20 protein-coding genes are annotated in these 23856 nt (G+C 71.4%); 18 read left to right on the top strand and 2 right to left on the bottom strand.

Annotated features, from left to right (window positions below; genetic code table 11):
- Positions 1-96: 96 nt before the first annotated feature.
- Entirely contained in the window at positions 97-3624 is a 3528-nt protein-coding gene (gene metH, locus ACWD02_RS23170; RefSeq protein ID WP_451213958.1) for a methionine synthase, read from the bottom strand.
- 292 nt (positions 3625-3916) lie between these two features.
- Here metH and ACWD02_RS23165 point away from each other — a divergent pair, with 292 nt between their 5' ends.
- The 8 genes from ACWD02_RS23165 (at position 3917) to ACWD02_RS23130 (ending at position 12820) form a co-directional block, all read left to right on the top strand.
- Positions 3917-4687 carry an IclR family transcriptional regulator gene (locus ACWD02_RS23165; protein WP_451213955.1) on the top strand — a complete coding sequence of 257 codons (771 nt, stop codon included), beginning with the start codon at positions 3917-3919 and terminating at the stop codon, positions 4685-4687.
- Between the two features lie 372 nt (positions 4688-5059).
- Entirely contained in the window at positions 5060-5851 is a 792-nt protein-coding gene (locus ACWD02_RS23160) for an MIP/aquaporin family protein (RefSeq protein ID WP_451213952.1), read from the top strand.
- A gap of 63 nt (positions 5852-5914) precedes the next feature.
- Positions 5915-7462: a glycerol kinase GlpK gene (glpK, locus tag ACWD02_RS23155; RefSeq protein WP_451213949.1), complete on the top strand. Its 1548-nt coding sequence runs from the start codon at positions 5915-5917 to the stop codon at positions 7460-7462.
- A gap of 5 nt (positions 7463-7467) precedes the next feature.
- Positions 7468-9075 carry an FAD-dependent oxidoreductase gene (locus tag ACWD02_RS23150; RefSeq protein ID WP_451213946.1) on the top strand — a complete coding sequence of 536 codons (1608 nt, stop codon included), beginning with the start codon at positions 7468-7470 and terminating at the stop codon, positions 9073-9075.
- A gap of 160 nt (positions 9076-9235) precedes the next feature.
- Complete coding sequence (locus ACWD02_RS23145) at positions 9236-10018, top strand: nucleoside phosphorylase (RefSeq protein ID WP_451213943.1); 783 nt, start codon at positions 9236-9238, stop codon at positions 10016-10018.
- Between the two features lie 36 nt (positions 10019-10054).
- Positions 10055-11443: an amidohydrolase gene (locus ACWD02_RS23140; protein ID WP_451213940.1), complete on the top strand. Its 1389-nt coding sequence runs from the start codon at positions 10055-10057 to the stop codon at positions 11441-11443.
- 2 nt (positions 11444-11445) lie between these two features.
- Positions 11446-12057, top strand: a complete 612-nt coding sequence (locus ACWD02_RS23135) for a sulfite oxidase-like oxidoreductase (protein ID WP_451214577.1) — start codon at positions 11446-11448, stop codon at positions 12055-12057.
- A gap of 16 nt (positions 12058-12073) precedes the next feature.
- Entirely contained in the window at positions 12074-12820 is a 747-nt protein-coding gene (locus ACWD02_RS23130) for a ferredoxin reductase (protein ID WP_451214575.1), read from the top strand.
- Between the two features lie 127 nt (positions 12821-12947).
- Here ACWD02_RS23130 and ACWD02_RS23125 read toward each other — a convergent pair whose 3' ends face one another.
- Positions 12948-14327 carry an MFS transporter gene (locus ACWD02_RS23125; protein ID WP_451213937.1) on the bottom strand — a complete coding sequence of 460 codons (1380 nt, stop codon included), beginning with the start codon at positions 14325-14327 and terminating at the stop codon, positions 12948-12950.
- A gap of 301 nt (positions 14328-14628) precedes the next feature.
- Here ACWD02_RS23125 and ACWD02_RS23120 point away from each other — a divergent pair, with 301 nt between their 5' ends.
- The 10 genes from ACWD02_RS23120 to ACWD02_RS23075 are packed head-to-tail and all read left to right on the top strand — an operon-like array spanning position 14629 to position 23855.
- Entirely contained in the window at positions 14629-16116 is a 1488-nt protein-coding gene (locus ACWD02_RS23120; RefSeq protein WP_451213934.1) for an aldehyde dehydrogenase family protein, read from the top strand.
- A 31-nt stretch (positions 16117-16147) separates the two neighbouring features.
- A complete protein-coding gene (locus ACWD02_RS23115; RefSeq protein WP_451213931.1) occupies positions 16148-17101 on the top strand; it encodes a VOC family protein in 954 nt (317 codons plus the stop codon).
- Entirely contained in the window at positions 17098-17895 is a 798-nt protein-coding gene (locus tag ACWD02_RS23110) for an aspartate dehydrogenase domain-containing protein (protein ID WP_451213929.1), read from the top strand. The genes ACWD02_RS23115 and ACWD02_RS23110 overlap by 4 nt, the downstream gene beginning before the upstream one ends.
- Positions 17892-18686: an alpha/beta fold hydrolase gene (locus ACWD02_RS23105; protein ID WP_451213926.1), complete on the top strand. Its 795-nt coding sequence runs from the start codon at positions 17892-17894 to the stop codon at positions 18684-18686. The genes ACWD02_RS23110 and ACWD02_RS23105 overlap by 4 nt, the downstream gene beginning before the upstream one ends.
- A gap of 13 nt (positions 18687-18699) precedes the next feature.
- Positions 18700-19221, top strand: coding sequence for a cupin domain-containing protein (locus ACWD02_RS23100; protein ID WP_451213923.1), 522 nt, complete (start codon positions 18700-18702; stop codon positions 19219-19221).
- Complete coding sequence (locus ACWD02_RS23095; protein ID WP_451213920.1) at positions 19214-19969, top strand: SDR family oxidoreductase; 756 nt, start codon at positions 19214-19216, stop codon at positions 19967-19969. Before ACWD02_RS23100 ends, ACWD02_RS23095 begins: the two co-directional genes overlap by 8 nt.
- 19 nt (positions 19970-19988) lie before the next feature.
- Positions 19989-20774: an SDR family oxidoreductase gene (locus ACWD02_RS23090; protein ID WP_451213917.1), complete on the top strand. Its 786-nt coding sequence runs from the start codon at positions 19989-19991 to the stop codon at positions 20772-20774.
- An 11-nt stretch (positions 20775-20785) separates the two neighbouring features.
- The gene (locus tag ACWD02_RS23085) at positions 20786-22633 is read left to right on the top strand and encodes a thiamine pyrophosphate-binding protein (RefSeq protein ID WP_451213914.1); all 1848 of its coding nucleotides are present in this window, start codon (positions 20786-20788) and stop codon (positions 22631-22633) included.
- A 12-nt stretch (positions 22634-22645) separates the two neighbouring features.
- Entirely contained in the window at positions 22646-23581 is a 936-nt protein-coding gene (locus tag ACWD02_RS23080; RefSeq protein WP_451213911.1) for a PDR/VanB family oxidoreductase, read from the top strand.
- A 49-nt stretch (positions 23582-23630) separates the two neighbouring features.
- The gene (locus ACWD02_RS23075) at positions 23631-23855 is read left to right on the top strand and encodes a recombinase-like helix-turn-helix domain-containing protein (protein WP_363210856.1); all 225 of its coding nucleotides are present in this window, start codon (positions 23631-23633) and stop codon (positions 23853-23855) included.
- Position 23856 lies beyond the last annotated feature (1 nt).

The raw sequence follows: 23856 nt of genomic DNA, 5'->3' as shown, positions 1-23856 counted from the left end.
GGGCACACCTCCATGAGGGACGGAAAGGCCGGTTGCCCCCTTTTGACGGGGTGGCAACCGGCCTGCACTGGACCGACAAGTGTACGACTTGCCCGCTCAGCGCGCGTTGAAGTATTTCGCCTCGGGGTGGTGGATGACGATCGCGTCCGTGGACTGCTCCGGGTGGAGCTGGAACTCCTCGGAGAGCTGCACCCCGATCCGCTCGGGCTCCAGGAGCTCGGCGATCTTGGCGCGGTCCTCCAGGTCGGGGCAGGCTCCGTAACCCAGCGAGAAGCGCGCGCCGCGGTACTTCAGGTCGAACATGTCCTCGACGTCGGCGGGGTCCTCGCCGCCGAAGCCGAGCTCGGCGCGCACCCGCGCGTGCCAGTACTCGGCGAGAGCCTCGGCCAACTGCACGGACAGGCCGTGCAGTTCGAGGTAGTCGCGGTAGGAGTCGGCGGCGAACAGTTCGGCGGTGGCCTCGCCGATCTTCGAGCCGACGGTGACGACCTGCAGGCCGACCACGTCGATCTCGCCGGACTCCTCGGGGCGGAAGAAGTCCGCCAGGCACAGGCGCCGCCCGCGGCGCTGGCGCGGGAAGGTGAAGCGGGTGCGCTCGTTGCCCTGGTCGTCCAGGATGATCAGGTCGTCGCCCTTGGAGACGCACGGGAAGTAGCCGTGCACGACGGCCGCCTCCAGCATGTTCTTGGTGTGCAGCTCGTCCAGCCAGCCGCGCAGCCGGGGCCGTCCCTCGCTCTCCACCAGCTCCTCGTACGAGGGTCCGTCGCCGGTCCTGGCCTGCTTGAGGCCCCACTGCCCCTTGAACAGGGCGCCCTCGTCCAGCCAGGACGCGTACTCCTTGAGCTGGATGCCCTTGATGACGCGGGTGCCCCAGAACGGCGGGGTCGGGACGGGGTTGTCGACGGAGACGTCCGAGCGGGCGGGGCCCTCGTCCTCGGTGGTCGGCAGGACGGGCGTGTCCTTCTTCGGCACGCGGCGCTGCTTCAGCTCGGGCAGCGTGGCGCCGGGGACGCCGCGCTTGACCGCGATGAGGGCGTCCATCAGGCGCAGGCCCTCGAACGCGTCGCGGGCGTAGCGGACCTCGCCCTCGTAGATCTCGTGCAGGTCCTGCTCGACATACGCGCGGGTGAGGGCGGCGCCGCCGAGGATGACGGGGAAGTCCGCGGCCATCTTGCGCTGGTTGAGCTCCTCCAGGTTCTCCTTCATGATCACGGTCGACTTGACCAGGAGACCCGACATGCCGATGACGTCCGCGCGGTGCTCGGCCGCGGCGTCCAGGATCGCGGCCACCGGCTGCTTGATGCCGAGGTTGACCACGTTGTAGCCGTTGTTGGACAGGATGATGTCGACGAGGTTCTTGCCGATGTCGTGCACGTCGCCGCGGACGGTGGCCAGGACGATGGTGCCCTTGCCCTCGGAGTCCGACTTCTCCATGTGCGGCTCCAGGTGCGCGACCGCGGTCTTCATGACCTCGGCGGACTGCAGCACGAACGGCAGCTGCATCTGTCCGGAGCCGAAGAGCTCACCGACGACCTTCATGCCCTCCAGGAGGGTGTCGTTGACGATGTCGAGCGCGGGGCGGGTCTGGAGCGCCTCGTCCAGGTCGGCGTCCAGGCCGTTCTTCTCGCCGTCGATGATGCGGCGCTTGAGACGCTCGTCCAGCGGCAGGGCCAGGAGCTCCTCGGCCATGCCCGCCTTCATCGACTTCATGTTGACGCCCTCGAAGAGCTCCATGAGCTTCTGCAGGGGGTCGTAGCCCTCTTCGCGGCGGTCGTAGATCAGGTCGTGGGCGACCTTGACCTGCTCCTCCTCCAGGCGCGCGATGGGCAGGATCTTGGAGGCGTGCACGATCGCCGAGTCCAGGCCCGCCTTGACGCACTCGTCCAGGAAGACGGAGTTCAGCACGACACGGGCGGCCGGGTTGAGGCCGAAGGAGATGTTCGACAGGCCCAGGGTGGTCTGCACGTCCGGGTGGCGGCGCTTGAGCTCGCGGATCGCCTCGATGGTGGCGATGCCGTCCTTGCGGGACTCCTCCTGGCCCGTGCAGATGGTGAAGGTCAGGCAGTCGATGAGGATGTCCGACTCGTGGATGCCCCAGTTGCCGGTCAGGTCGTCGATGAGGCGCTCGGCGATGGCGACCTTGTGCTCGACGGTGCGGGCCTGGCCCTCCTCGTCGATGGTCAGCGCGATCAGCGCCGCCCCGTGCTCCTTGGCCAGCGCGGTGACCTTCGCGAAGCGGGACTCGGGGCCGTCGCCGTCCTCGTAGTTCACGGAGTTGATGACCGCGCGGCCACCCAGCTTCTCCAACCCCGCCTGGATGACCGGCAGTTCGGTGGAGTCCAGGACGATGGGCAGCGTGGAGGCGGTGGCGAAGCGGCCCGCGAGCTCCTCCATGTCGGCGACGCCGTCGCGGCCGACGTAGTCGACGCACAGGTCGAGCATGTGCGCGCCCTCGCGGATCTGGTCGCGCGCCATCTCCACGCAGTCGTCCCAGCGGCCCTCCAGCATGGCCTCACGGAACTTCTTCGAGCCGTTGGCGTTCGTGCGCTCGCCGATGGCCAGGTAGGAGGTGTCCTGGCGGAAGGGCACGGTCTGGTAGAGCGAGGCGGCGCCCGGCTCGGGGCGCGGCTCACGGCGGACCGTCTCCGTGCCGCGGACGCGCTCGACGACCTGGCGCAGGTGCTCGGGGGTCGTGCCGCAGCAGCCGCCGACCAGGGAGAGGCCGTACTCGCGTACGAAGTTCTCCTGGGCGTCGGCGAGCTCAGGTGCCGTCAGGGGGTAGTGGGCGCCGTCCTTGCCCAGGACCGGCAGGCCCGCGTTGGGCATGCAGGAGATCGGGACGCGCGAGTGGCGGGCGAGGTAGCGCAGGTGCTCGCTCATCTCCGCCGGGCCGGTGGCGCAGTTCAGGCCGATCATGTCGATGCCCAGCGGCTCGAGCGCGGTCAGCGCGGCGCCGATCTCCGAGCCGAGCAGCATCGTGCCGGTGGTCTCCACGGTGACCGAGCAGATCAGCGGGAGGTTCGCGCCCGTGGCCTCCAGGGCACGGCGGGCGCCCAGGATCGCGGACTTGGTCTGAAGCAGGTCCTGGGTGGTCTCCACCAGGAGCGCGTCCGCGCCGCCCGCGATCATGCCCTCGGCGTTGGTCTGGTAGGCGTCGCGCAGCACCGTGTACGGGGCGTGGCCCAGGGTCGGCAGCTTGGTGCCGGGGCCCATCGAGCCGAGGACCCAGCGCTGCTGCCCGGTAGAGGCGGTGAACTCGTCGGCGACCTCACGGGCGATGCGCGCGCCGGCCTCGGAGAGCTCGAAGTTCCGCTCGGGGATGTCGTACTCGCTCAGGGCCGCGAAGTTCGTGCCGAAGGTGTTGGTCTCGACGCAGTCGACGCCGACCGCGAAGTACTCCTCGTGGACCGAGCGGACGATGTCCGGGCGGGTCACGTTCAGGATCTCGTTACAGCCCTCGAGCTGCTGGAAGTCGTCGAGGGTGGGGTCCTGTGCCTGGAGCATCGTGCCCATCGCGCCGTCGGCCACCACCACACGGGTGGCGAGGGCTTCGCGGAAGGCATCGACTCGGGCTCGGTCCTGAAGATTCGAGGAACCGGACGAGGGGGTCGGCAACGAGGCCATGAAAGAGCTCCCTGAGGTGCGACGGCTGTCGGCTTTGCGCTTCGGAGGAAGGCGCACTCGGTCAGGGTAACGGGACGAAGGTCCACAGCGTGCGAGTGTTCACGAGGCGGACGCCCGGCGGGTCCGCCCTTCCCGGGGGTGTGGCGCGGCGCGCGGCGGGGAACCGCGAGAATCCTGCGGGAACACGGCCGGAAACACAGCCTGCCGCTCTGTCGCGGGAGGTCGACAACGACCGATAGTGTTCAGCATTGTCGAACGTTGGAGTCAGCAGGGGACGGAGGAAGGGGCTGCGATGGCACGGAACATCCAGTCGCTCGAGCGGGCGGCCGCGATGCTGCGGCTGCTCGCGGGCGGAGAGCGACGGCTCGGCCTCTCGGAGATCGCGTCCGCCCTTGGCTTGGCCAAGGGAACGGCCCACGGCATTCTGCGCACCCTGCAGGCGGAGGGTTTCGTCGAGCAGGAGTCGGCTTCGGGCCGCTATCAGCTCGGCGCCGAGCTCCTGCGCCTGGGCAACAGCTATCTCGACGTCCACGAGCTGCGGGCCCGCGCCCTGGTGTGGACCGACGACCTGGCCCGGTCCAGCGGCGAGAGCGTCTACCTGGGTGTCCTGCACCAGCAGGGCGTCCTGATCGTGCACCACGTCTTCCGGCCCGACGACAGCCGCCAGGTCCTGGAGGTCGGCGCGATGCAGCCGCTGCACTCCACGGCCCTGGGCAAGGTGCTCGCCGCCTATGACCCGGTGGCGCACAGCGAGGCGGCCGAGGCCGAGGCCGACCGGCAGACCTTCACCACGCGCACCGTCGTGGACCCCGAGGCCTTCGAGGGCGCCCTCGACCTGACCCGCGCGCGGGGGTACGCCGCCGACGTCGAGGAGACGTGGGAGGGCATCGCGTCCGTGGCCGCCCCCATCCACGACCGGCGCCGCATGCCGGTCGGCGCGGTCGGCATCACCGGCGCGGTGGAGCGGGTCCAGAGGGACGGGGAGCTGCGCCCCGACCTGATCGCTGCCGTACGGGACTGTGCCCGCGCCGTGTCGCGGGATCTGGGCGCCGGCCGCTTCTAGACCCGCCCGCCGGGAGTTCCCGCCGCCTGGTCGCGGCCGGCCCGCGCCCCACCTCTGCCCCCTGCTCAACATGCAGGGGGCACTCTTCTGCGCGAACATCGTTGGACGACGTTTCACCCGGTGGCGACCCCTGTCACCACCGATAACCCGAAACGATCAATAACGATCGTGTTTTCAATAACAGAACTCTTGACGGGCAAGTAACGCCGGGGTGAGACTCGCGTCCATCGGTCGGCATTGTCGAACACCTACCGGCATTACGCGCTAGAGTGTGACAAGGCCAAGGGCCGGCAACGACCTCACCTGAGGTCGCGGACCACCGGAGGGACCCGGGGTTCGCCTTCCCCTGGACGAAGGACAAAGGAGTCGCGGGTGTCCAGCTCCGACATCTTCATCGGCGAGACCATCGGTACCGCCATACTCATCCTGCTCGGCGGTGGCGTCTGCGCCGCCGTCACGCTCAAGGCCTCCAAGGCCAAGGACGCCGGCTGGCTCGCGATCACCTTCGGGTGGGGCTTCGCGGTGCTCACCGGCGCCTACCTGGCGGGTGGCGTGTCAGGCGCCCACCTCAACCCGGCGGTCACCGTCGGTCTCGCCATCGAGGGCGGCACCAAGTGGAGCAACGTTCCGCTCTACCTCGGCTCGCAGCTGCTCGGCGCGATCATCGGCGCGATCCTGGTCTGGCTCACGTACATGGGCCAGTTCAAGGCGCACCTCACCGACCCGGCGATCCTCGCCGCGCAGCCGGTGGACGAGGGTCTGGTCGATCAGAAGGCCGCGCCCAAGGCCGGTCCGGTGCTCGGTGTCTTCTCGACCGGCCCCGAGATCCGCAACTACGCGCAGAACGTGCTGACCGAGGTCATCGCCACCGTCGTGCTGGTCCTCGCGATCCTCACGCAGGGCCTGAACGACAACGGCAACGGCATCGGTGTCCTCGGTGCGCTGATCACCGCGCTCGTCGTGGTCGGCATCGGCCTCTCGCTCGGTGGCCCCACCGGCTACGCGATCAACCCGGTCCGTGACCTGGGTCCGCGCATCGTGCACTCCCTGCTCCCGCTGCCCAACAAGGGCGGCTCGGACTGGACGTACGCATGGGTGCCGATCGTCGGCCCGCTGATCGGCGGCGCCATCGCGGGCGGTATCTACAACATCGCGTTCAAGTAGGACCGCGACAGCAGCCGATGACCGCCTGAGACAGACCGCCGAGCAAGAATTCAGGAGCACACCGTGACCACCGACGCACACACCGCCGGCCCCTTCATCGCCGCGATCGACCAGGGCACCACCTCCAGCCGCTGCATCGTCTTCGACAAGGACGGCCGGATCGTCTCGGTCGACCAGAAGGAGCACGAGCAGATCTTCCCGAAGCCGGGCTGGGTCGAGCACGACGCGAGCGAGATCTGGACCAACGTCCAGGAAGTCGTCGCGAGCGCGATCTCCAAGGCCGGGATCACCCACGAGGACATCAAGGCGATCGGCATCACCAACCAGCGTGAGACCACGCTGCTCTGGGACAAGAACACCGGCGAGCCGGTGCACAACGCCATCGTCTGGCAGGACACCCGCACCGACGCCCTGTGCAAGGAGCTCGGCCGCAACGTCGGCCAGGACCGCTTCCGCCGCGAGACGGGCCTGCCGCTGGCCAGCTACTTCGCCGGGCCGAAGGCCCGCTGGCTGCTCGACAACGTCGAGGGCCTGCGCGAGCGCGCCGAGGCCGGCGACATCCTCTTCGGCACCATGGACTCCTGGGTCATCTGGAACCTGACGGGCGGTGTCAACGGCGGCAAGCACGTCACCGACGTCACCAACGCGTCGCGCACCATGCTGATGAACCTGCACACCATGAAGTGGGACGAGAAGATCGCCGAGTCCATCGGTGTCCCCATGGCGATGCTCCCCGAGATCCGCTCCTCCGCCGAGGTCTACGGCGAGGTCACCGGCGGCAAGCTCGGCGACGTCCTGCCCGGCATCCCCGTGGCCTCCGCGCTCGGCGACCAGCAGGCGGCCCTCTTCGGGCAGACCTGTTTCGCCAAGGGCGAGGCCAAGTCCACGTACGGCACCGGCACCTTCATGCTGATGAACACCGGTGAGTCGGCCATCAACTCCTACTCGGGCCTGCTGACCACCGTCGGCTACCAGATCGGCGAGCAGAAGCCGGTCTACGCCCTCGAGGGTTCCATCGCCGTCACCGGTTCGCTCGTCCAGTGGATGCGCGACCAGATGGGCCTGATCAACTCCGCCGCCGAGATCGAGACGCTCGCGTCGTCGGTCGAGGACAACGGCGGCGCCTACTTCGTACCGGCCTTCTCCGGCCTCTTCGCCCCGTACTGGCGTTCCGACGCCCGCGGTGTGATCGCCGGTCTCACCCGGTACGTCACCAAGGCGCACATCGCGCGCGCCGTCCTGGAGGCCACGGCCTGGCAGACCCGTGAGATCACCGACGCCATGACGAAGGACTCCGGCGTCGAGCTCACGGCCCTCAAGGTCGACGGCGGCATGACCTCCAACAACCTGCTGATGCAGACGCTCTCGAACTTCCTCGACGCACCGGTGGTGCGCCCGATGGTGGCCGAGACGACCTGCCTCGGCGCCGCCTACGCCGCCGGTCTCGCCGTCGGCTTCTGGTCCGGCACCGACGAACTGCGCGCCAACTGGCGCCGGGCGGCGGAATGGACCCCCCGCATGGACGCGGACACCCGCGCCCGTGAGTACAAGAGCTGGCTCAAGGCCGTAGAGCGTTCCATGGGCTGGCTCGACGAAAGTGGCGAGGAGTAAACAACATGACCACCCTGCAGAGCGTCCCTGCCCTCGGGACGCATCCGGCTGCCGGTTCCAACCCGAGCCGCGCCGAGACCCGGGAGCAGCTTTCCAAGGCGACGTACGACCTCCTGGTGATCGGCGGCGGGATCCTGGGCATCTCCACCGCCTGGCATGCCGCGCAGTCGGGACTGCGGGTGGCTCTGGTGGACGCCGGTGACTTCGCCGGCGCCACCTCCTCCGCCTCCTCCAAGCTGCTCCACGGCGGTCTGCGCTACCTGCAGACCGGCGCGGTGAAGCTGGTCGCGGAGAACCACTTCGAGCGTCGCGCGGTGTCCCGTCAGGTGGCCCCCCACCTGGCGAACCCGCTCACCTTCTACCTGCCCGTCTACAAGGGCGGCCCGCACGGCGCCGCCAAGCTGGGCGCGGGCGTGTTCGCGTACAGCGCGCTGTCCGCGTTCGGCGACGGCGTCGGCCACCTGCTCAGCCCCTCGAAGGCCGCGCAGGACGTGCCGGAGCTGCGCACCGACAACCTCAAGGCCGTCGCCGTCTACGGCGACGACCAGATGAACGACTCCCGCATGGCCCTGATGACGGTCCGCGCGGCCGTCGAGGCCGGCGCCGCCGTCCTGAACCACGCCGAGGTCACCGGCCTGCGCTTCACCAGCGGCCGGGTCACGGGCGCGGAGCTCAAGGACCGCATGGACGGCACCGAGTTCGGCGTCAACGCCCGCCTCGTGCTCAACGCGACGGGACCGTGGGTCGACCACCTGCGCAAGATGGAGAACCCCGACGCGGCGCCCTCCATCCGCCTCTCCAAGGGTGCGCACCTGGTCCTCAAGCGCACCGCCCCCTGGAAGGCCGCGCTCGCCACGCCGATCGACAAGTACCGCATCACCTTCGCCCTGCCGTGGGAGGACATGCTCCTTCTCGGCACGACGGACGAGGAGTTCGAGGGTGACCCGGCCGACGTGAGCGTCACCGAGGCCGACACCGCGCAGATCCTGGACGAGGCCGCGTTCTCCATCCGCGACCAGCAGCTGTCCCGTGACCTGATCACGTACTCCTTCGCCGGCCTGCGCGTGCTGCCCGGCGGTCCCGGCGACACGTCGAAGGCCAAGCGCGAGACCGTCGTCACCGAGGGAGCCCGCGGCATGCTCTCCGTCGCGGGCGGCAAGTGGACGACCTTCCGCCACATCGGCCGTACGGTGATGAAGAAGCTGGAGTCGCTGCCCGGCCACCCGCTCGGCGACGACTACGAGCCGATCTCGCAGCTCCAGAAGCGCCTGCCGCTGCCCGGCATCGCCAACCCGCGCGCGGTCGCGCACCGTCTCCTGGTCGACGGCCCGGCGCCCGGCCCGCGCATGGCGGCCGACACCGCCAAGCACCTGGCGACGCACTACGGCTCGCTCTCCTTCGACATCGCCCGCCTGGCGAACGAGAACCCTGAGCTCGCCGAGCGCGTCTCGCCGGACGCCCCGGAGATCTGGGCCCAGGTCGTCTACGCCCGTGACCACGAGTGGGCCGAGACGGCGGACGACGTCCTGCGCCGCCGCACGACGCTGACGATCCGCGGCCTCGCCACGGACGACGTGCGCGCCAAGGTCCAGGACGTGCTCGACAACAAGTAGGCACATCTGGTCAGTACTTACTGAAGGGCGGTTCCCCGCGGGGAGCCGCCCTTCGGCGTGGGCCGGGCGGCATGCTCCTCGCGTCCCGCCGTCGGCTACCGTCTCCGGGGCCCGGCGCGCCACGGCAGGCGCCGCCGCGAGCGGCCCTAGGAGCAGCTTCATGACGACCGACGCCCGTACGCCCACCGACGCGCTGCCCATCACCCGCGTCCCCCGCACCGGCCTGCCCACCCGTGCGGTCGTCGTCGGCGATCCGGCGCGCGCCACCGCCGTCGCCGATCTCCTGGACGACGCCAAGGAGGTGTCGTACCACCGCGAGTACCGCACCTTCACCGGCAGTTGGCAGGGCACCCCGGTCGTCGTCGCCTCGCACGGCGTCGGCGCCCCCGGCGCCCTGCTCCTCTTCCAGGAGCTGGCGGACGCGGGCGTCACCACCATCCTGCGGCTCGGCACGGCCGGTGCGATCCGCTCCGGCATCCGCGACGGCGACCTGGTCATCGCGGACGCGGCGGTACGCGACGACGGCGTGACCCAGCAGCTGATCCCCGCCGAGTACCCGGCGTTCGCGGCCCCGGAAGCGGTCATCGCGCTGCAGCGGGCGGCCCGCGCGGCCGACGCCCCGCACCACCGTGGCGTGGTGTGGACGCGGGCCGCGTTCCAGCCGGGCTTCCTGCCGCTGCCCGGTGAGGCGTACGCGGCCGCCGGGATCGCGGCCATCGAGATGGAGCTCTCCGCGCTGTACGTCTTCGCGTCCACGCACGGCCTTGTCGCGGGCGGCGCACTGGTCATCGACGGCGCCAACGCGGACGAACTCGTCGACGAGGAAACACCTTTCTCGACCGGTGGCTACGACCCGCACCGCGACGTGGTGGCCCAGGGAGTCGACCGGGGCGCACGGATAACCTTGGACGCGCTTAGTCTCCTTGCCGCCACGGAGCGCTGAGCAGACACCTGAACGACCTTGTGGAGAACGGAACCGATGCACCCCACTGACCTGCCGGCCCAGGACCGGGGCGGACCCGTGGATCTCCTGGTCCACGGCGGCGACATCCTCACCGTCGACGCGTCCGGCACCGTCGTGCGGGACGGCGCCGTCGCCGTGCGCGACGGCCGCATCATCGAGGTGGGTCCCGCCGAGCGGCTGCGCGCCGCCCACGAGGCCGCCGAAGAGCTGGACGCCGGCGGCTGTCTCGTCATGCCGGGCCTGATCAACACGCACACCCACCTCGCGATGACGCTGTTCCGCGGCATCGCCGACGACGTCACCCTCCAGGGCTTCCTGGCCCGCGTCATCCCGGCCGAGGCACAGCGGCTCTCGCCGGAGACGGTGACGGCGGGCATCCGGGGCGCGATCGCGGAATCCATACGTGGCGGGGTCACCGCCGCGCTGGACATGTACTGGTTCCACGAGGCGGCCGAGGCCGTGGCCCGCGACGCCGGGTGGCGCCTGCTGACCGGCCCCACGTTCATGGACGTGCCGGGCCCGCCGGACGGCCGCCCCTACGCCGACCGGCTCGGCTGGGCCGCGGCGGACCTGGCCGCGCGCACCCCGGCGCCCGGCACCCGCCCGGTGGTCTTCGCGCACTCCGCGTACACCCTGGTGCCCGAGCAGCTGACGGCGATCGGCGCGCTCGCCCGCGAGCACGGCGCCCTGCTGCACATCCACGCCGCCGAGAACGCGGGCGAGGTGGAGATGGTCGCCGGGCAGCACGGCATGCGGCCCGTGGAGTTGCTCGACTCGCTCGGCCTGCTCGGACCGGACACGCTGCTCGCGCACGCGGTCGACCTCACGGACGCGGAGATCGGGACGATCGCCCGCACGGGCACGGCCGTCGCGCACTGCCCGGTGTCGAACCTGAAGCTTGGCTGCGGCATCGCGCGCGTCCCCGACCTCCTTGACGCCGGCGTCACCGTGGGTCTCGGCACGGACGGCGCGGTGAGTTCCAACACCCTGGACCTCCTGGGCGCGGTGAAGATGGCCGCCCTCGTGCACAAGGCGGGCGGCGACCCGACGGCGGTCGGCGCCGAGCAGGCCGTGCGGATGGCGACCGTCGAATCGGCGCGGGCGCTGGGCCTCGGCGACCAGCTCGGCTCCCTGGAGGCGGGCAAGCGCGCCGACCTGATCGTCCTCGACCTCTCCCGGCCGCACCTCACCCCGCGGCACGACCCGTGGTCGATGCTGGCCTATGCCGCCACGTCCGGTGACGTACGGGACACAGTGGTCGACGGCCGGGTCCTGATGCGGGACCGTACGCTGGTGACAGTGGACGAGCAGCGGGCCCTGCGCGCGCTGCAGGGCGCGGCGGACTCCGCGGCGCCCGGTCCCACCAGCACGACAAGCACCTCCGAAGTGGCACGCACCGTATGACCATCGAACCCACCCGCGGCTTCACCGGCCGCGCCCGCGCCGCCGACCGCGACCCGCGGCTGCCCCCCGGGCAGTACGACGCGGCCGACGGCTGGCCCGTCCTGTCCGCCGAGGTGACGCCCGAGCTGGCGGCAGCGGACTGGACGTTCCGCGTGGACGGCCTCGTCACCACCCCGCGCACCTGGACGTGGGACGAGGCGCACGCGCTGCCCGCGTCCGAGTACCGCGGCGACATCCACTGCGTGACCAGCTGGTCCAAGTTCGGGGTGCGTTTCGGCGGGGTGGGCCTGGACGCGTTCCTGGCCGCCGCGGGGCCGCGTCCGGAGGCCACGCATGTCGTCGCGTGGTCGCACACGGGGTACACCACGAACCTCCCCCTGGCCGATGTGACGGACGGCAAGGCGTGGATCGTCTGGGAGTACGGGGACGGCCCGCTGCCTCCCGAGCACGGCGGCCCGGCCCGCCTGATCGTCCCCCACCTGTACTTCTGGAAGAGCGCGAAGTGGGTCGCGGGGCTGCGGCTCCTGGACCACGACGAGCCCGGCTTCTGGGAGCAGAACGGCTATCACCACCGGGGGAATCCCTGGCGGGAGGAGCGTTACGCCGGTGACTGAGCGTGTGAACGAGACCGTGGCCGGGACTTTCGTGCCCCCCACGCGGTTCGCCGTGCCCGGGCGGATCGAGGTGAGCGGTCGCGCGGCTTCCCTCTGGCAGCGGGCGACCGTGGTGGAGGTCCGCCGGGACAACGCCGCCGGAACGGTCTCGACCTTCCGTCTGAGGGTGCCCGACTGGCAGGGGCATCTGCCGGGCCAGCATCTGATGCTGCGGCTGACCGCCCCGGACGGGTACGTGGCCCAGCGCCACTACTCGATCGCCTCCCCTCCCGAGGAGGGCGGCGAGATCGAGCTGACTTTGGACCACGTGCCGGGCGGCGAGGTGTCGGGGCATCTGCACACGGTCGCCCGCGTCGGCGACGTGGTGGAGGTGCGGGGGCCGCTCTCCGGGTTCTTCGCGTGGCCCGGCGACCGCCCCGCGCTGCTGCTCGGGGCGGGCTCCGGTGTGGTCCCGCTGATGTCGATGCTGCGGCACTGGCGGAGGGCGGGGCGGCCGGTGCCGTTGCGGCTGCTGGTCTCCGCGCGGACGCGCGAGGACCTGATCTACGCGGACGAGTACGGCGACGAGACCACGGTGGTGTTGACGCGGGCGGAGGGGCGGCTTCGTGCCGAGCACCTGGCGCCGTTCCTCGGCCCGGCTCAGCCCGAGGGGGGCTGGGAGGCGTACATCTGCGGGTCGAACGGCTTCGCCGAGCATGCGTCGCGCCTGCTGGTGGCCGGGGGCCAGCCGGTGGATCGCATCCGCATCGAGCGGTTCGGGTAACCACGGGGCTCCGCCCCCCCCTGGACCCCCGACAAGATGGCCGCAATCGCCGGCCAGGCTGATGAGTTTCAGCCCGTCCGGCGTTTGGGGACGAACTCGGCGAAGCCGATGCTGACGGCCGCCAAACTCAAGGCGAGACCTCCTCCAGGCGCCGCCCGGCAGTCTCCTCGGCCCCCACCGCGGCCACCACGGACCCCACCAGCGCCACCGACCCCAGCATCACGAACACCGTGGACACATTGCCGCCCGCGTACACCACACCCACCACGATCGGGCCGAGGATGACGCCGAGTCGGTTCATCGCCCCGCCGACACTGCTGCCGAGTGCCCGCATCCGCGTCGGGAAGAGCTCCGGCGTGTAGAGGTACAGGCAGATGTTGGAGCCGAAGAAGAAGACCGCGGCGAGCGAGGTCCACACCAGGACCTGCACCGGCGTGTCCGCGCCGACGGCCGCGAGCGTCACCAGCATCACCGCCGCGCCGCCCAGACAGCCGGTGATGACCTTCCTGCGCCCCACCCGGTCGACCGTGAGCGCGGCCACCAGGCATCCGAGGAGTCCCGCGCAGGACGTGACGGTGGAGTACAGGAGCGCGTCGGAGAGGGTCAGGTCGTAGCGGTTCTGGTAGATCGTCGGGAGCCAGGACGTGATGCCGTAGTTGACGAAGTAGCCGGTGAACCAGAGCACGCCGATGATCAAGGTCCGGCGGCGGTAGCGGCCGGTGAACAGGCCGCGAAGACCGGAGGCCGCCTCGCCGGGGGCCACCACGGGAAGCGCCTCGGGTACGGGCGGCAGGGGTTTCCCCGTGATCCGCTCGACGTCCGCCTCGATGCCGGACATCACCGCGTCCGCCTCCTGCGTCCTGCCGTGGTCCGCCAGCCACCGCGGTGACTCGGGGACCTTCCGCTGTACGAGGATGCAGAGCAGGCCGGGCAGCGCGGCGATGGCGTACATCCAGCGCCAGCCCAGCATCGGCACCACCCAGGCCGCGACCAGCGCGCCCACGGTCAGGCCCGCCGGGAACACCAGCTCGTAGAGGAGGACGAAGCGGCCGCGCTGGTGGCTGCGGGTGATCTCGGCGATGAAGGTCGCCGCCACCGGCACCTCGCCGCCGATCGCCAGGCCCTGGACGAACCGCAGGGCCATGAAGGCGTCGGGCGATGTGGACACGGACAGGGCCAGGTTGGCGACGCTGGACAGCGCGATGCACAGCGCGATGACCTTGACGCGGCCGATGCGGTCCGCGAGGCGCCCGGAGAGCAGCGCCCCGATCAGCATGCCGATCGAGCCGACGGTGAGCAGCAGCGTCGCGGCGGACGTGCTGAGGTCCCACTCGTGGCGCAGTTCCGGCAGGGCGTAGGCGATCAGGAGCTGGTCGAAGGCCTCGAAGAAGGTGACCGCGCCCACGATGAGCCGGACGGTGACGTGCCAGCGGCACAGGGGTAGCCGTTCGAAGCGGGCGGCTATGGCGGCCCGGACCGTTGGGTCCGGGGAGGCGTCGATCGTCATGCGGGCACTCCGCTGCTGAGGGGGCGGGGACGAGGGGAGGAACGCGACGGCCACGGAGTCTGGGGAAACTCAAGCCAAGAAGCGAGTAAGCGCAAAGTTTCTAAGCGCTTAAGTTGTACCGTCCCGGCACCGGAGCGCGTCAAGAGTCTCCGCAGGGGAAATCCATGAAGTCCGTCGACGGACAGGTCTTGCGCTTCAGATATTTAAGCCCTTAGATTTCTAGCGCTTACCGAAGAGCATCCGGAACTCGCCTGAAGCACGCGGCGGTTCACCCCGGACACCGCATGCAAGGAGGCCCCCCATGCCCCGCATCCCGGCCGACGAGGCCCTCATCGCGGGCGAGTGGCGACGCGGCGCGGGCGCCCCGGCCGACACCGTCGACCCCGCGACGGGCCGCGTGCTCGCCACCGTCCACGCCGTCTCCCTCGACGAGGTCGCCGAAGCGGCCGAGGCGGCGGCCGCGGCCGCCGCCGATCCGCGCTGGCGTGACCTGCTGCCCCACCGTCGCGCCCTGCTCCTGCATCGCGTCGCCGAGCTGATCGAGGCGTCCGCTGACGACCTCGCGGCCCTGCAGACCGCCGACACGGGCAAGGCGCTCACCGAGACCCGCGCCCTGGTCGCGAGCGCGGCGGCCACCTTCCACTACACGGCCGCCGCCCTGGAGACCGCCGAGGAGGCCATCACTCCCCCGCGCGGCGACTACGTGACGATGAGCGTGTACGAGCCGATCGGCGTCGTCGGCGCGATCAACCCCTGGAACTCCCCGGTCGCCAGCGACGCCCAGAAGCTCGCCCCGGCGCTCGCGGCCGGCAACGCGGTCCTGCTCAAGCCCGCCGAGTGGACCCCCCTCGTCTCGCTTGCGCTCGGCCGCCTGATCAGCGCCGCCCTGGCGGAATTCGACCTCCCGTCCGCTCTGCTCTCGGTCCTCACCGGCCGGGGCAGCGTCGTCGGGGACGCGATCGTCCGCCACCCGCGCGTCGGCAAGGTCACCTTCACCGGCGGCACGGGCACGGGCCGCACGCTCGCCCACGCGGCGGCCGAGAAGCTGATGCCGGTCTCGCTCGAACTGGGCGGCAAGTCACCGACGGTCGTCCTCGCCGACGCCGACGTGGAACAGGCTCTGGCCGGCGTGCTGTTCGGGATCTTCTCCTCCAGCGGGCAGTCCTGCATCGCGGGCTCCCGGCTCTTCGTCGCCCGCGCTCTCCACGAGGAGTTCGTCGGCGAACTGGTCGCCCGGGTAAGGAAGTTGCGCGTCGGGCCCGGCACCTCCCCCGACACCCAGGTCGCGCCCCTCGTCCACCACAAGCACCGGGACTCCGTCGCCTCGTACGTCGATCTCGCCCGCGAGGAAGGCGCACGGGTGCTGTGCGGCGGGGGCGCGCCGGAAGGTGCGGAGTACGAGGACGGTGCGTACTACCTGCCCACCGTCCTGGACGGACTCCCCAACTCCTCGCGCACCTGCCAGGAGGAGATCTTCGGGCCCGTCCTGGTCGCGCTGCCCTTCGACGACGAGGACGACCTCGTACGGCAGGCCAACGACAGTGTCTACGGCCTCGCCTGCGGCATCTGGACCCGCGACCACCGGGCCGCCTGGCGGATCGCGCGCCGCGTCGAGGCGGGCACGGTCTGGATCAACACCTACAAGCAGTTCAGCATCGCCACGCCCTTCGGCGGCATGAAGGAGAGCGGCCTCGGCCGCGAGAAGGGCCGCGACGGCATCCGCGCGTACCAGCGCCAGAAGTCCCTGTACTGGGGCCTGTCCGACGCGCCTCTCCCCTGGGCCAACTGAACCCCGTACCTCCGGACCCCTGGAGCAGGTCATGTCCCCACCCCAAGCCCCCCGTCCCCCGATCGCCCGGCTCCGCGCCCTGCGCTCCGTCGAACTGCTCACGCCTTCCTTCACCGAGGCCGCCGACTTCTACCAGGAGGTCTGGGGCCTGGAGACCGTGGAGTCCGAGCGCGGCGCGGCCGCCTGGCTGCGCGGCACCGGCGCCGAGCACCACGCCCTTCAGCTCACCCGCGCCGACCGCATCGGCCTCGGCAAGATCTCCTTCGCGGTGGCCACGCCCGCCGAGGTCGACGAGGCCGCCCGCAGACTGCTCGCCCGCGGCATCACGCCGGTCGCGGGGCCCGGCCCGCTCGACCAGGTCGGCGGCGGCTACGGCCTGCGCTTCACCGACCCCGAGCACCGTCTGATCGAGATCAGCGCGGAGGTCCACGCCGTGCCGCCGCGCGGCCGGGACGGCGCCGTGCCGGTCGGAGTCACGCACGCCGTGCTCAACACGGCGGACATCGACGCCTCCGTCGCCTTCTACCGCGACGTCCTCGGCCTGCGCGTCTCCGACTGGTCCGAGCACCAGATGGCGTTCCTGCGCTGCAACGCCGACCACCACTGCATCGCCTTCAACCAGGCCCAGTGGGCCTCGCTCAACCACGTCGCGTACGAGATGAGTTCGGTCGACCACTTCATGCGGGGCCTGGGACGCCTGCGCCACCACGGGATCGACCCGCAGTGGGGTCCCGGCCGGCACGGCCCCGGCAACAACACCTTCTCCTACTTCACCGATCCCTCCGGGCTCGTCTGCGAGTACACCTCCGAGGTCGCGCAGATCGTCGAGGACGCGTGGATCGCCAAGGTCTGGCGGCGGGTCCCCGAGCTTTCCGACCTCTGGGGGACGGCCGGGCCGCCGTCGAAGGAGATCCGCTGCCACATGGCGGGCGCCCCCGACCCCGGCCCCCTCTCCCCCCACGACCATCTGGAGGTTCAGGCATGACGCGGGTGCGCAAGGTCGGCATCGTCGGCTGGGGGGCCATCGGCCGCGTCGTCGGCACCGCGCTGGCCGAACAGCGGGTCACCGGGGCCGAGTTGACGTGCCTGGTCGACAACCGTCCACTCGGCGAGAGCGCCCCCGCCCCGCAGGTCTCCTTCGACGAGGCCATGGAGCGCTGCGATCTCATCGTCGAGGCGGCGGGCCAGGGCGTCGTACGGGAGTGGGGCGAGCGTGTCCTCGCCTCCGGGACCGATCTGCTGATCGCCTCGACCGGCGCGCTCACCGACGAGGAGCTCTCCAAGCGGCTCCTGGCCGCCGGTCCCGGCCGGGTGTACTTCACCGGGGGCGCGGTCGGCGGGCTCGATCTGCTCCAGGCGGTGCGTTCCCTCGGACCGCTCGACGAGGTGCGGCTCATTACGACGAAACTGCCCGCCACCCTCGAACAGCCGTGGATGGACGCGGAGTTGCTGTCCCGGATGCGGACGGCGACGGGGCCGGTCGAGGTCATGTCCGGGACCGCGCGGGACGTCCCCGTGAAGTTCCCCAAGTCGACGAACGTCGCGGCATCGGTCGCCCTCGCCGTCGGCGACCTGGACGCTGTGCGGGTCCAGGTCGTCGCCGACCCCGGCGCCCACCACACGCGGCATGTCGTCGAGGCGTCCGGCGCGCACGGCTCGTACCGCTTCGAGGTCGCGCATCTGCCGGACCCGGGCAACCCCGCGACCAGCCAGGTCGTGCCGTACGCGGTCCTGCGCAGCCTCGCGGCGCTCGCGGGCCGGACGGGGCAGATCCTGTGACCGCCGTCCATGTGGAGGAGGCGGGTGAGCAGGGTCCTCTCCTGCTCTGCCTGCACGGCATCGGCTCCTCGTCGGCCGCCTTCGCACCCCAGCTCGCCGAGCTGTCCGCGTACGTGCGCGTGGTGGCCTGGGACGCTCCCGGTTACGCCGGGTCCGCCGACCCGGCAGCCGCGTTGGACCTCGACGGCTACGCGGACGCGGCAGCCGACCTCATCCGGGAACGCGGCGCGAGCGCCCACGTCCTCGGCGTCTCGTGGGGCGGGGTGATCGCGCTGCGGCTCGCTACCCGCCATCCGGAGCTGGTCGACTCGCTGATCGTGGCGGACTCCAGCGCCGGTTCCGGCACCGATCCCGCGAAGGCCGACGCCATGCGGCAGCGGGCCGCGGAGCTCGCGGAACTCGGGCCGCGGGAGTTCGCCGAGCGGCGCGGGCCCCGGCTCGTCTCGCCGGACGCGCCCCCGCAGCTCGTCCGCCGGGTCGTCGACACCATGGCCGCGTCCGTGCGCCTGCCCGGCTACGCGTACGCGGCCCGGTCCATGGCCGGCGCCGACCTGCGACCCGAGATCCCCACGATCGCGGCCCCCGCCCTCGTCCTCTGCGGCGACCAGGACCGGGTCACCGGCATCGAGGCCTCCCAGGCCATCGCCGGGGCCCTGCACAAGACCGCCTACGTGATCGTCAAGGACGCCGGTCACCTGGCCAACCAGGAGCAGCCCGCGGCCTTCAACGCCTGGGTCCTCTCCCACCTGCGCATCACCGCCCGTATCCCCGAACACCTCCAGTACCTCTGAGAAGGAGAACTCCATGCCTCTGACCACCACCGAGTACGACAACGGCGGCGACCTCGGCAAGTACACCGACTCGCTGATCGCCACCAAGGAGTCCCGTGTCGCGGACTTCAGCACGCTGTCCTTCCAGGAGAAGGCGGGCCCGCAGTACCGCCGCGGCCAGATCCGTTACGTCGGCTCCGGCGCGACCGGCAACCACGAGAACGACAGCCGCATCCTGCCGTCCGGCGGCTTCACCTTCTCCAACATGCTGCTGCCGCCCGGCGCCGAGGGCCCCGAGCACACCCACCACGACGTCGAGGAGGCCTTCTTCGTCCTGGAGGGGCAGGTCAAGGTGGGCATCCACCGGGGCGCCGATGAAGCCGAGTACCGCACCCTCGGCTACCGCGACATGATCGTCGTCCCGGCGGGCGTGGCGCGCTCCCTGAAGAACGAGGGTGACACCGACGCGCTCTTCTGCGTCGTCATCGGCACGCAGAAGCCGCAGGTGCCGACCTACCCCGAGCACTCGCCGATGCACGGCGTCACCCGTGACTGACGGTCCCACGAGCGACGACCGCACCGTCGTCATCACCGGCGCGGGCCGTGGCCTCGGTCTCGCCATGGCCCGCCGGGTGGGCGAGGACGGCTTCCGTGTCGTCGTCGCCGAGGTGGACGCGGGGCTCGGCGGCGAGGCCGTCGCCGGGCTGCGCGCCGATGGCCTGGACGCGCACTTCGTGCGGTGCGATGTCGCGGACCCGGAGTCGGTGGCCGGTCTCGCCCTGGCCGTACGTGACTTGGGGCCGCTGTACGGCCTGGTCAACAACGCCGCGCTCGCCAACGGCGTCGGCGGCAAGGAGTTCCAGGACATCGACGTCGAGGTGTGGGACCGCCTGATGGCGGTCAACGCCCGCAGCCCGTGGCTGGTCGCCAAGGCCCTGCATCCGCAGTTCCGCTCCCCCGGGCGGATCGTCAACATCGCGTCGGACGCGGCCCTCTACGGGTCGCCGCGCCTGGCCCACTACATCGCCTCGAAGGGCGCGGTCATCGCGCTGACCCGGGCGATGGCACGCGAGCTCGGCGACAAGGGGATCACCGTGAACGCGGTGGCGCCCGGTCTCACCGAGGTCGAGGCCACCGCGACGGTGCCCGCCGAACGGCACGCGCTCTACCGGGGCAACCGGGCGATCTCGCGCCCGCAGCAGCCGGACGACCTCGTCGGGCTCGTCTCCTTCCTCCTCTCCGAGGAGTCCCGCTATCTGACCGGACAGGTGATCGCCGTCAACGGCGGCTTCACCATGAACTGACCCACTGGAGCACTGAGTTATGGATCTGGGCCTCTCCGACCGGACCGTCCTGGTCACCGGCGGCAGCTCGGGCGTCGGCCTGGCCACGGTCCGCGCCCTGCTCGACGAGGGCGCGCGCGTCGCGACCTGCGGGCGAGACGCCGACCGGCTCGCCAAGGCCGCGGCCGGCCTCGGCGGCGGTGACCGCCTCCTGACGGGCGTGTGCGACGTACGCGACGCGGACGCCGTACGAAAGTTCACCGAGCGTGCGGCCGACACCTTCGGCTCGCTCGACGGGCTCGTCAACAACGCGGGGCAGTCCCGCATGAAGGGCCTTGACGAGTCGACCGCCGACGACTGGCGCGACGAGCTCGAGCTGAAGTTCGCGGGGGTCCTCAACCCCCTGCACGCGGCCCGCCCTCACCTGGCGGCGTCGGACGCGGCGAGCGTCGTGAACGTGAACGCGGTGCTCGCCAAGCAGCCCGAGCCCCGCCTCATCACCACGAGCGCCGCCCGGGCCGGCATCCTCAACCTCTCCAAGTCCCTGGCCGCGGAACTCGCCCCCGAGGGCATCCGCGTCAACTCGGTCTGCCTCGGCCTGATCGACACCGGCCAGTGGACCCGCCGCCACGCGGCAGCCGAGTCGGGTCTGTCGTACGAGGACTGGCAGGCGGAGCTCGCGGCGGACCGCGGGATCGCCCTCGGCCGCCTCGGCCGCGCGGAGGAGGTCGCGTACGCGATCGTCGCGCTGCTCTCGCCCCGCGCCTCGTACACCACCGGCACCAGCATCGACGTCTGCGGCGGCGTCGGCCGCGGCATCCTCTAGGAGCTCACCCCATGCCACCCACCCCATCCACGCCGCCCGCGCAGGACGCGCATTACGCGCGGTACGCCACCGGCGGTGATCTCCTGGTCGCCGTCCTGCGGGAACTCGGCATCGACACGGTCTTCGGGATCGTCAGCGTGCACAACCTGCCGCTGGTCGAGGCGGTCGACCGGGAGCTGCGCTTCGTCCCGGTGCGCCACGAGGCGACCGCCGTGAACGCGGCCGACGCCTACGGCCGCGCGCGCGGCTCGCTCGGCTGCGCGCTCACCTCGACGGGGACGGGCGCGGGCAACGCGGCCGGTTCCCTGGTCGAGGCGCTGAGCGCGGGCACCTCCGTCCTGCACGTCACCGGGCAGGTGGAGAGCGGGTTCCTGGGCAGCGGCCGCGGCTTCATCCACGAGACCAAGGACCAGCTGGGCATGCTCGGCGCGGTGTCCAAGTACGCCGCGACCATCACGTCCACCGACACGGCGGCCCGCATCCTCCGCGACGCGGCACAGGCCGCCCTGACGGACCCCGGCGGCCCGGCGAGCGTGGAGTGGCCGGTGGATCTGCAGTACGCGGCACAGGAGGACGCGGAGCCCTCAACGGGCGACTCCCGAACCGCAGAGGCAACGGCTGCGGCTGCGGTTCGCACGTCCCCGACCCACGCGGCGGGCGCAGGCCGCGAGGCCACCGGTTTCCCCGGGATGACCGGGGTGCCGGAGTCGTTCTTCCCCTCATCCGCGCACCGCGAGTCCGGCGCCGATTCTTCGGCGTTCGGGGGCCGGCTCTCCGCCCGTCCGCTGCCCGCCGAAGGCGAACTCGCCGCGGCCCAGGCCCTCCTGGCCGGCGCCGAGCGTCCCCTCATCTGGGCCGGCGGCGGGGCCACTCGCGCCTGCACCCAGCTCGCCGAGCTGCTGCACGCCACCGGTGCCGGGCTGCTCACCTCCAACTCCGGGCGGGGTTCCGTGCCCGAGGACCACCCGCAGGTCATCGGCAACTTCGCCACCACCCCGGCCGCCCGCGCCCTCCTCGCGGACGCGGACCTGCTGCTGACCGTCGGCACGCACTTCCGGTCCAACGAGACCGCCGACTACGGGCTCGTCCTCCCCGACGCGCACATCCAGGTCGACATCGACGCCGACGCCCTCGGCCGCGTGTACCCGGCCCGGCACGCCCTGCACGGTCACGCGCCCGACGTGCTCGCGGCGCTGCTCCCGCACGCGCGGCGAGCCGACGAGAGCTGGACGCGGCGGGTCGCCGCCGTCCGCGAGGACGTCCGCGCCACCCTGCACGACAACATCGGCCCGCAGGCCGCGATCTGCGACGCCATCCGTGCCGCGCTGCCCCGCGAGGCGGTCGTGGCCCGCGACGTGACCATCCCGTCCAGCAGCTGGGGCAACCGGCTCCTGGAGATGTACGACCCCCGCGACAACGTCTTCCCGCGCGGCGGCGGCATCGGACAGGGGCTCGGCATGGGCATCGGCGCGGCGCTCGCACGGCCCGACACGCCCACCGTCGTCCTCGCCGGGGACGGCGGACTCGCCGTCCACCTGGGCGAACTGCTCACGCTCGCCCAGGAGCGGCCACGCCTGACGCTGATCGTCTTCAACGACGGCGGGTACGGCGTGCTGCGCAACATGCAGGACCGCCACAGCGAGCGCCGCTCCGGAGTCGACCTCGCCACTCCTGACTTCGAACTCCTCGCCCGTGCCTGCGGGTTGCCCTACGCCCGGATCGCCGCCGAGGAGCACGCGCGGCCCGTGATCAGCCATGCGGTCGAGTCCGAAGGCCCGACCCTCGTCGAGGTCGACCTGGACCGGCTCGGCCCGATGAAGAACCCGTTCACCCCGCCCGTCAAGATCCCCGGCCAGTGAGGAGGGACCACCATGACCGAGAGCGCGCTCACGCTCCTCGTCCGCCGCATGACCTGGGAGGCTGACGGAGTCCTCTCCGTAGAACTCGCCCACCCGGACGGCAAGCCGCTGCCCGCCTGGACCCCCGGCGCACACCTCGACCTGCACACGGGCGGCCACGTACGCCAGTACAGCCTGTGCGGCGATCCGCGGGACACCTCCGTGTACCGCATCGGCGTCCTCAACGAGGCCGCGTCGCGCGGCGGTTCACGGCACGTGCACACCAAGCTGCGTCCGGGACAGACGGTCACCGCCTCCGAACCGCGCAACCACTTCGCGCTGGAGGAAGCCCCCGGCTACCTCTTCGTCGCGGGCGGCATCGGTGTCACCCCGCTCCTCGCCATGGCCCGCGAGGCGGCGCGACGCGGGGCCGACTGGCGCATGGTGTACGGCGGACGCAACCGGCAGTCGATGGCGTTCACCGACGAACTAGGCGCACTGGACGGCGACCTGACCCTCGTACCGCAGGACGAGCACGGTCACATCGATCTCGCCGCGGCTCTCGACGGGCTGCCCGAGGAAACGCTCGTGTACTGCTGCGGCCCCGAGCCCCTGCTCACCGCCGTGGAGGCCGTCGCCCCGGCGGACCGGCTGCGCGTGGAGCGGTTCGCCGCGCCCGTCGTGGAGCAGACCGGGGACGACTCCGCGTTCGAGGTGGAGTGCCGTACGTCCGGCCTCACCCTCTCCGTCGGCGCCGGCACGTCCATCCTGCGGGCCGCCGAGGACGCGGGCCTGAGCGTCAGCAGCTCCTGCCAGGAAGGCATCTGCGGCAGCTGCGAGACCCGCGTGCTCGACGGCACGCCCGATCACCGCGACTTCCTGCTCAGCGAGGCCGAGCACGCCGCGAACGCCTCGATGATGATCTGCGTCTCGCGCTGCGCGTCCGGCCGTCTCGTCCTCGACCTGTGATCCCCCGATCTGCGATTCGTCGATCCGTGATTCCCCACCGGAGGCAACAGTGACCACCACCTGGCCGTACCTGGACATCCACCAGTCCCGTACGCACGAGCCGACCCCTTACGAGTACAAGCTCGCCGCCACCCTCGAAGAGGTCTTCACCAAGGAGGGCCATGAACTCTCCGACGTCATCAACGGGCTGAATGCCCGTCAGGTCCACGCGCCCGACGGCGCCCCCTGGACCGAAGAGTCCTTCCGTGCCGAGATGAACCGACTGGGAGCGTGAC

Source organism: Streptomyces sp. NPDC002853, assembly GCF_053591915.1.
The sequence above is the reverse complement of the archived record's forward strand: the minus strand, read 5'-3'. Positions and strand labels throughout refer to the sequence as shown.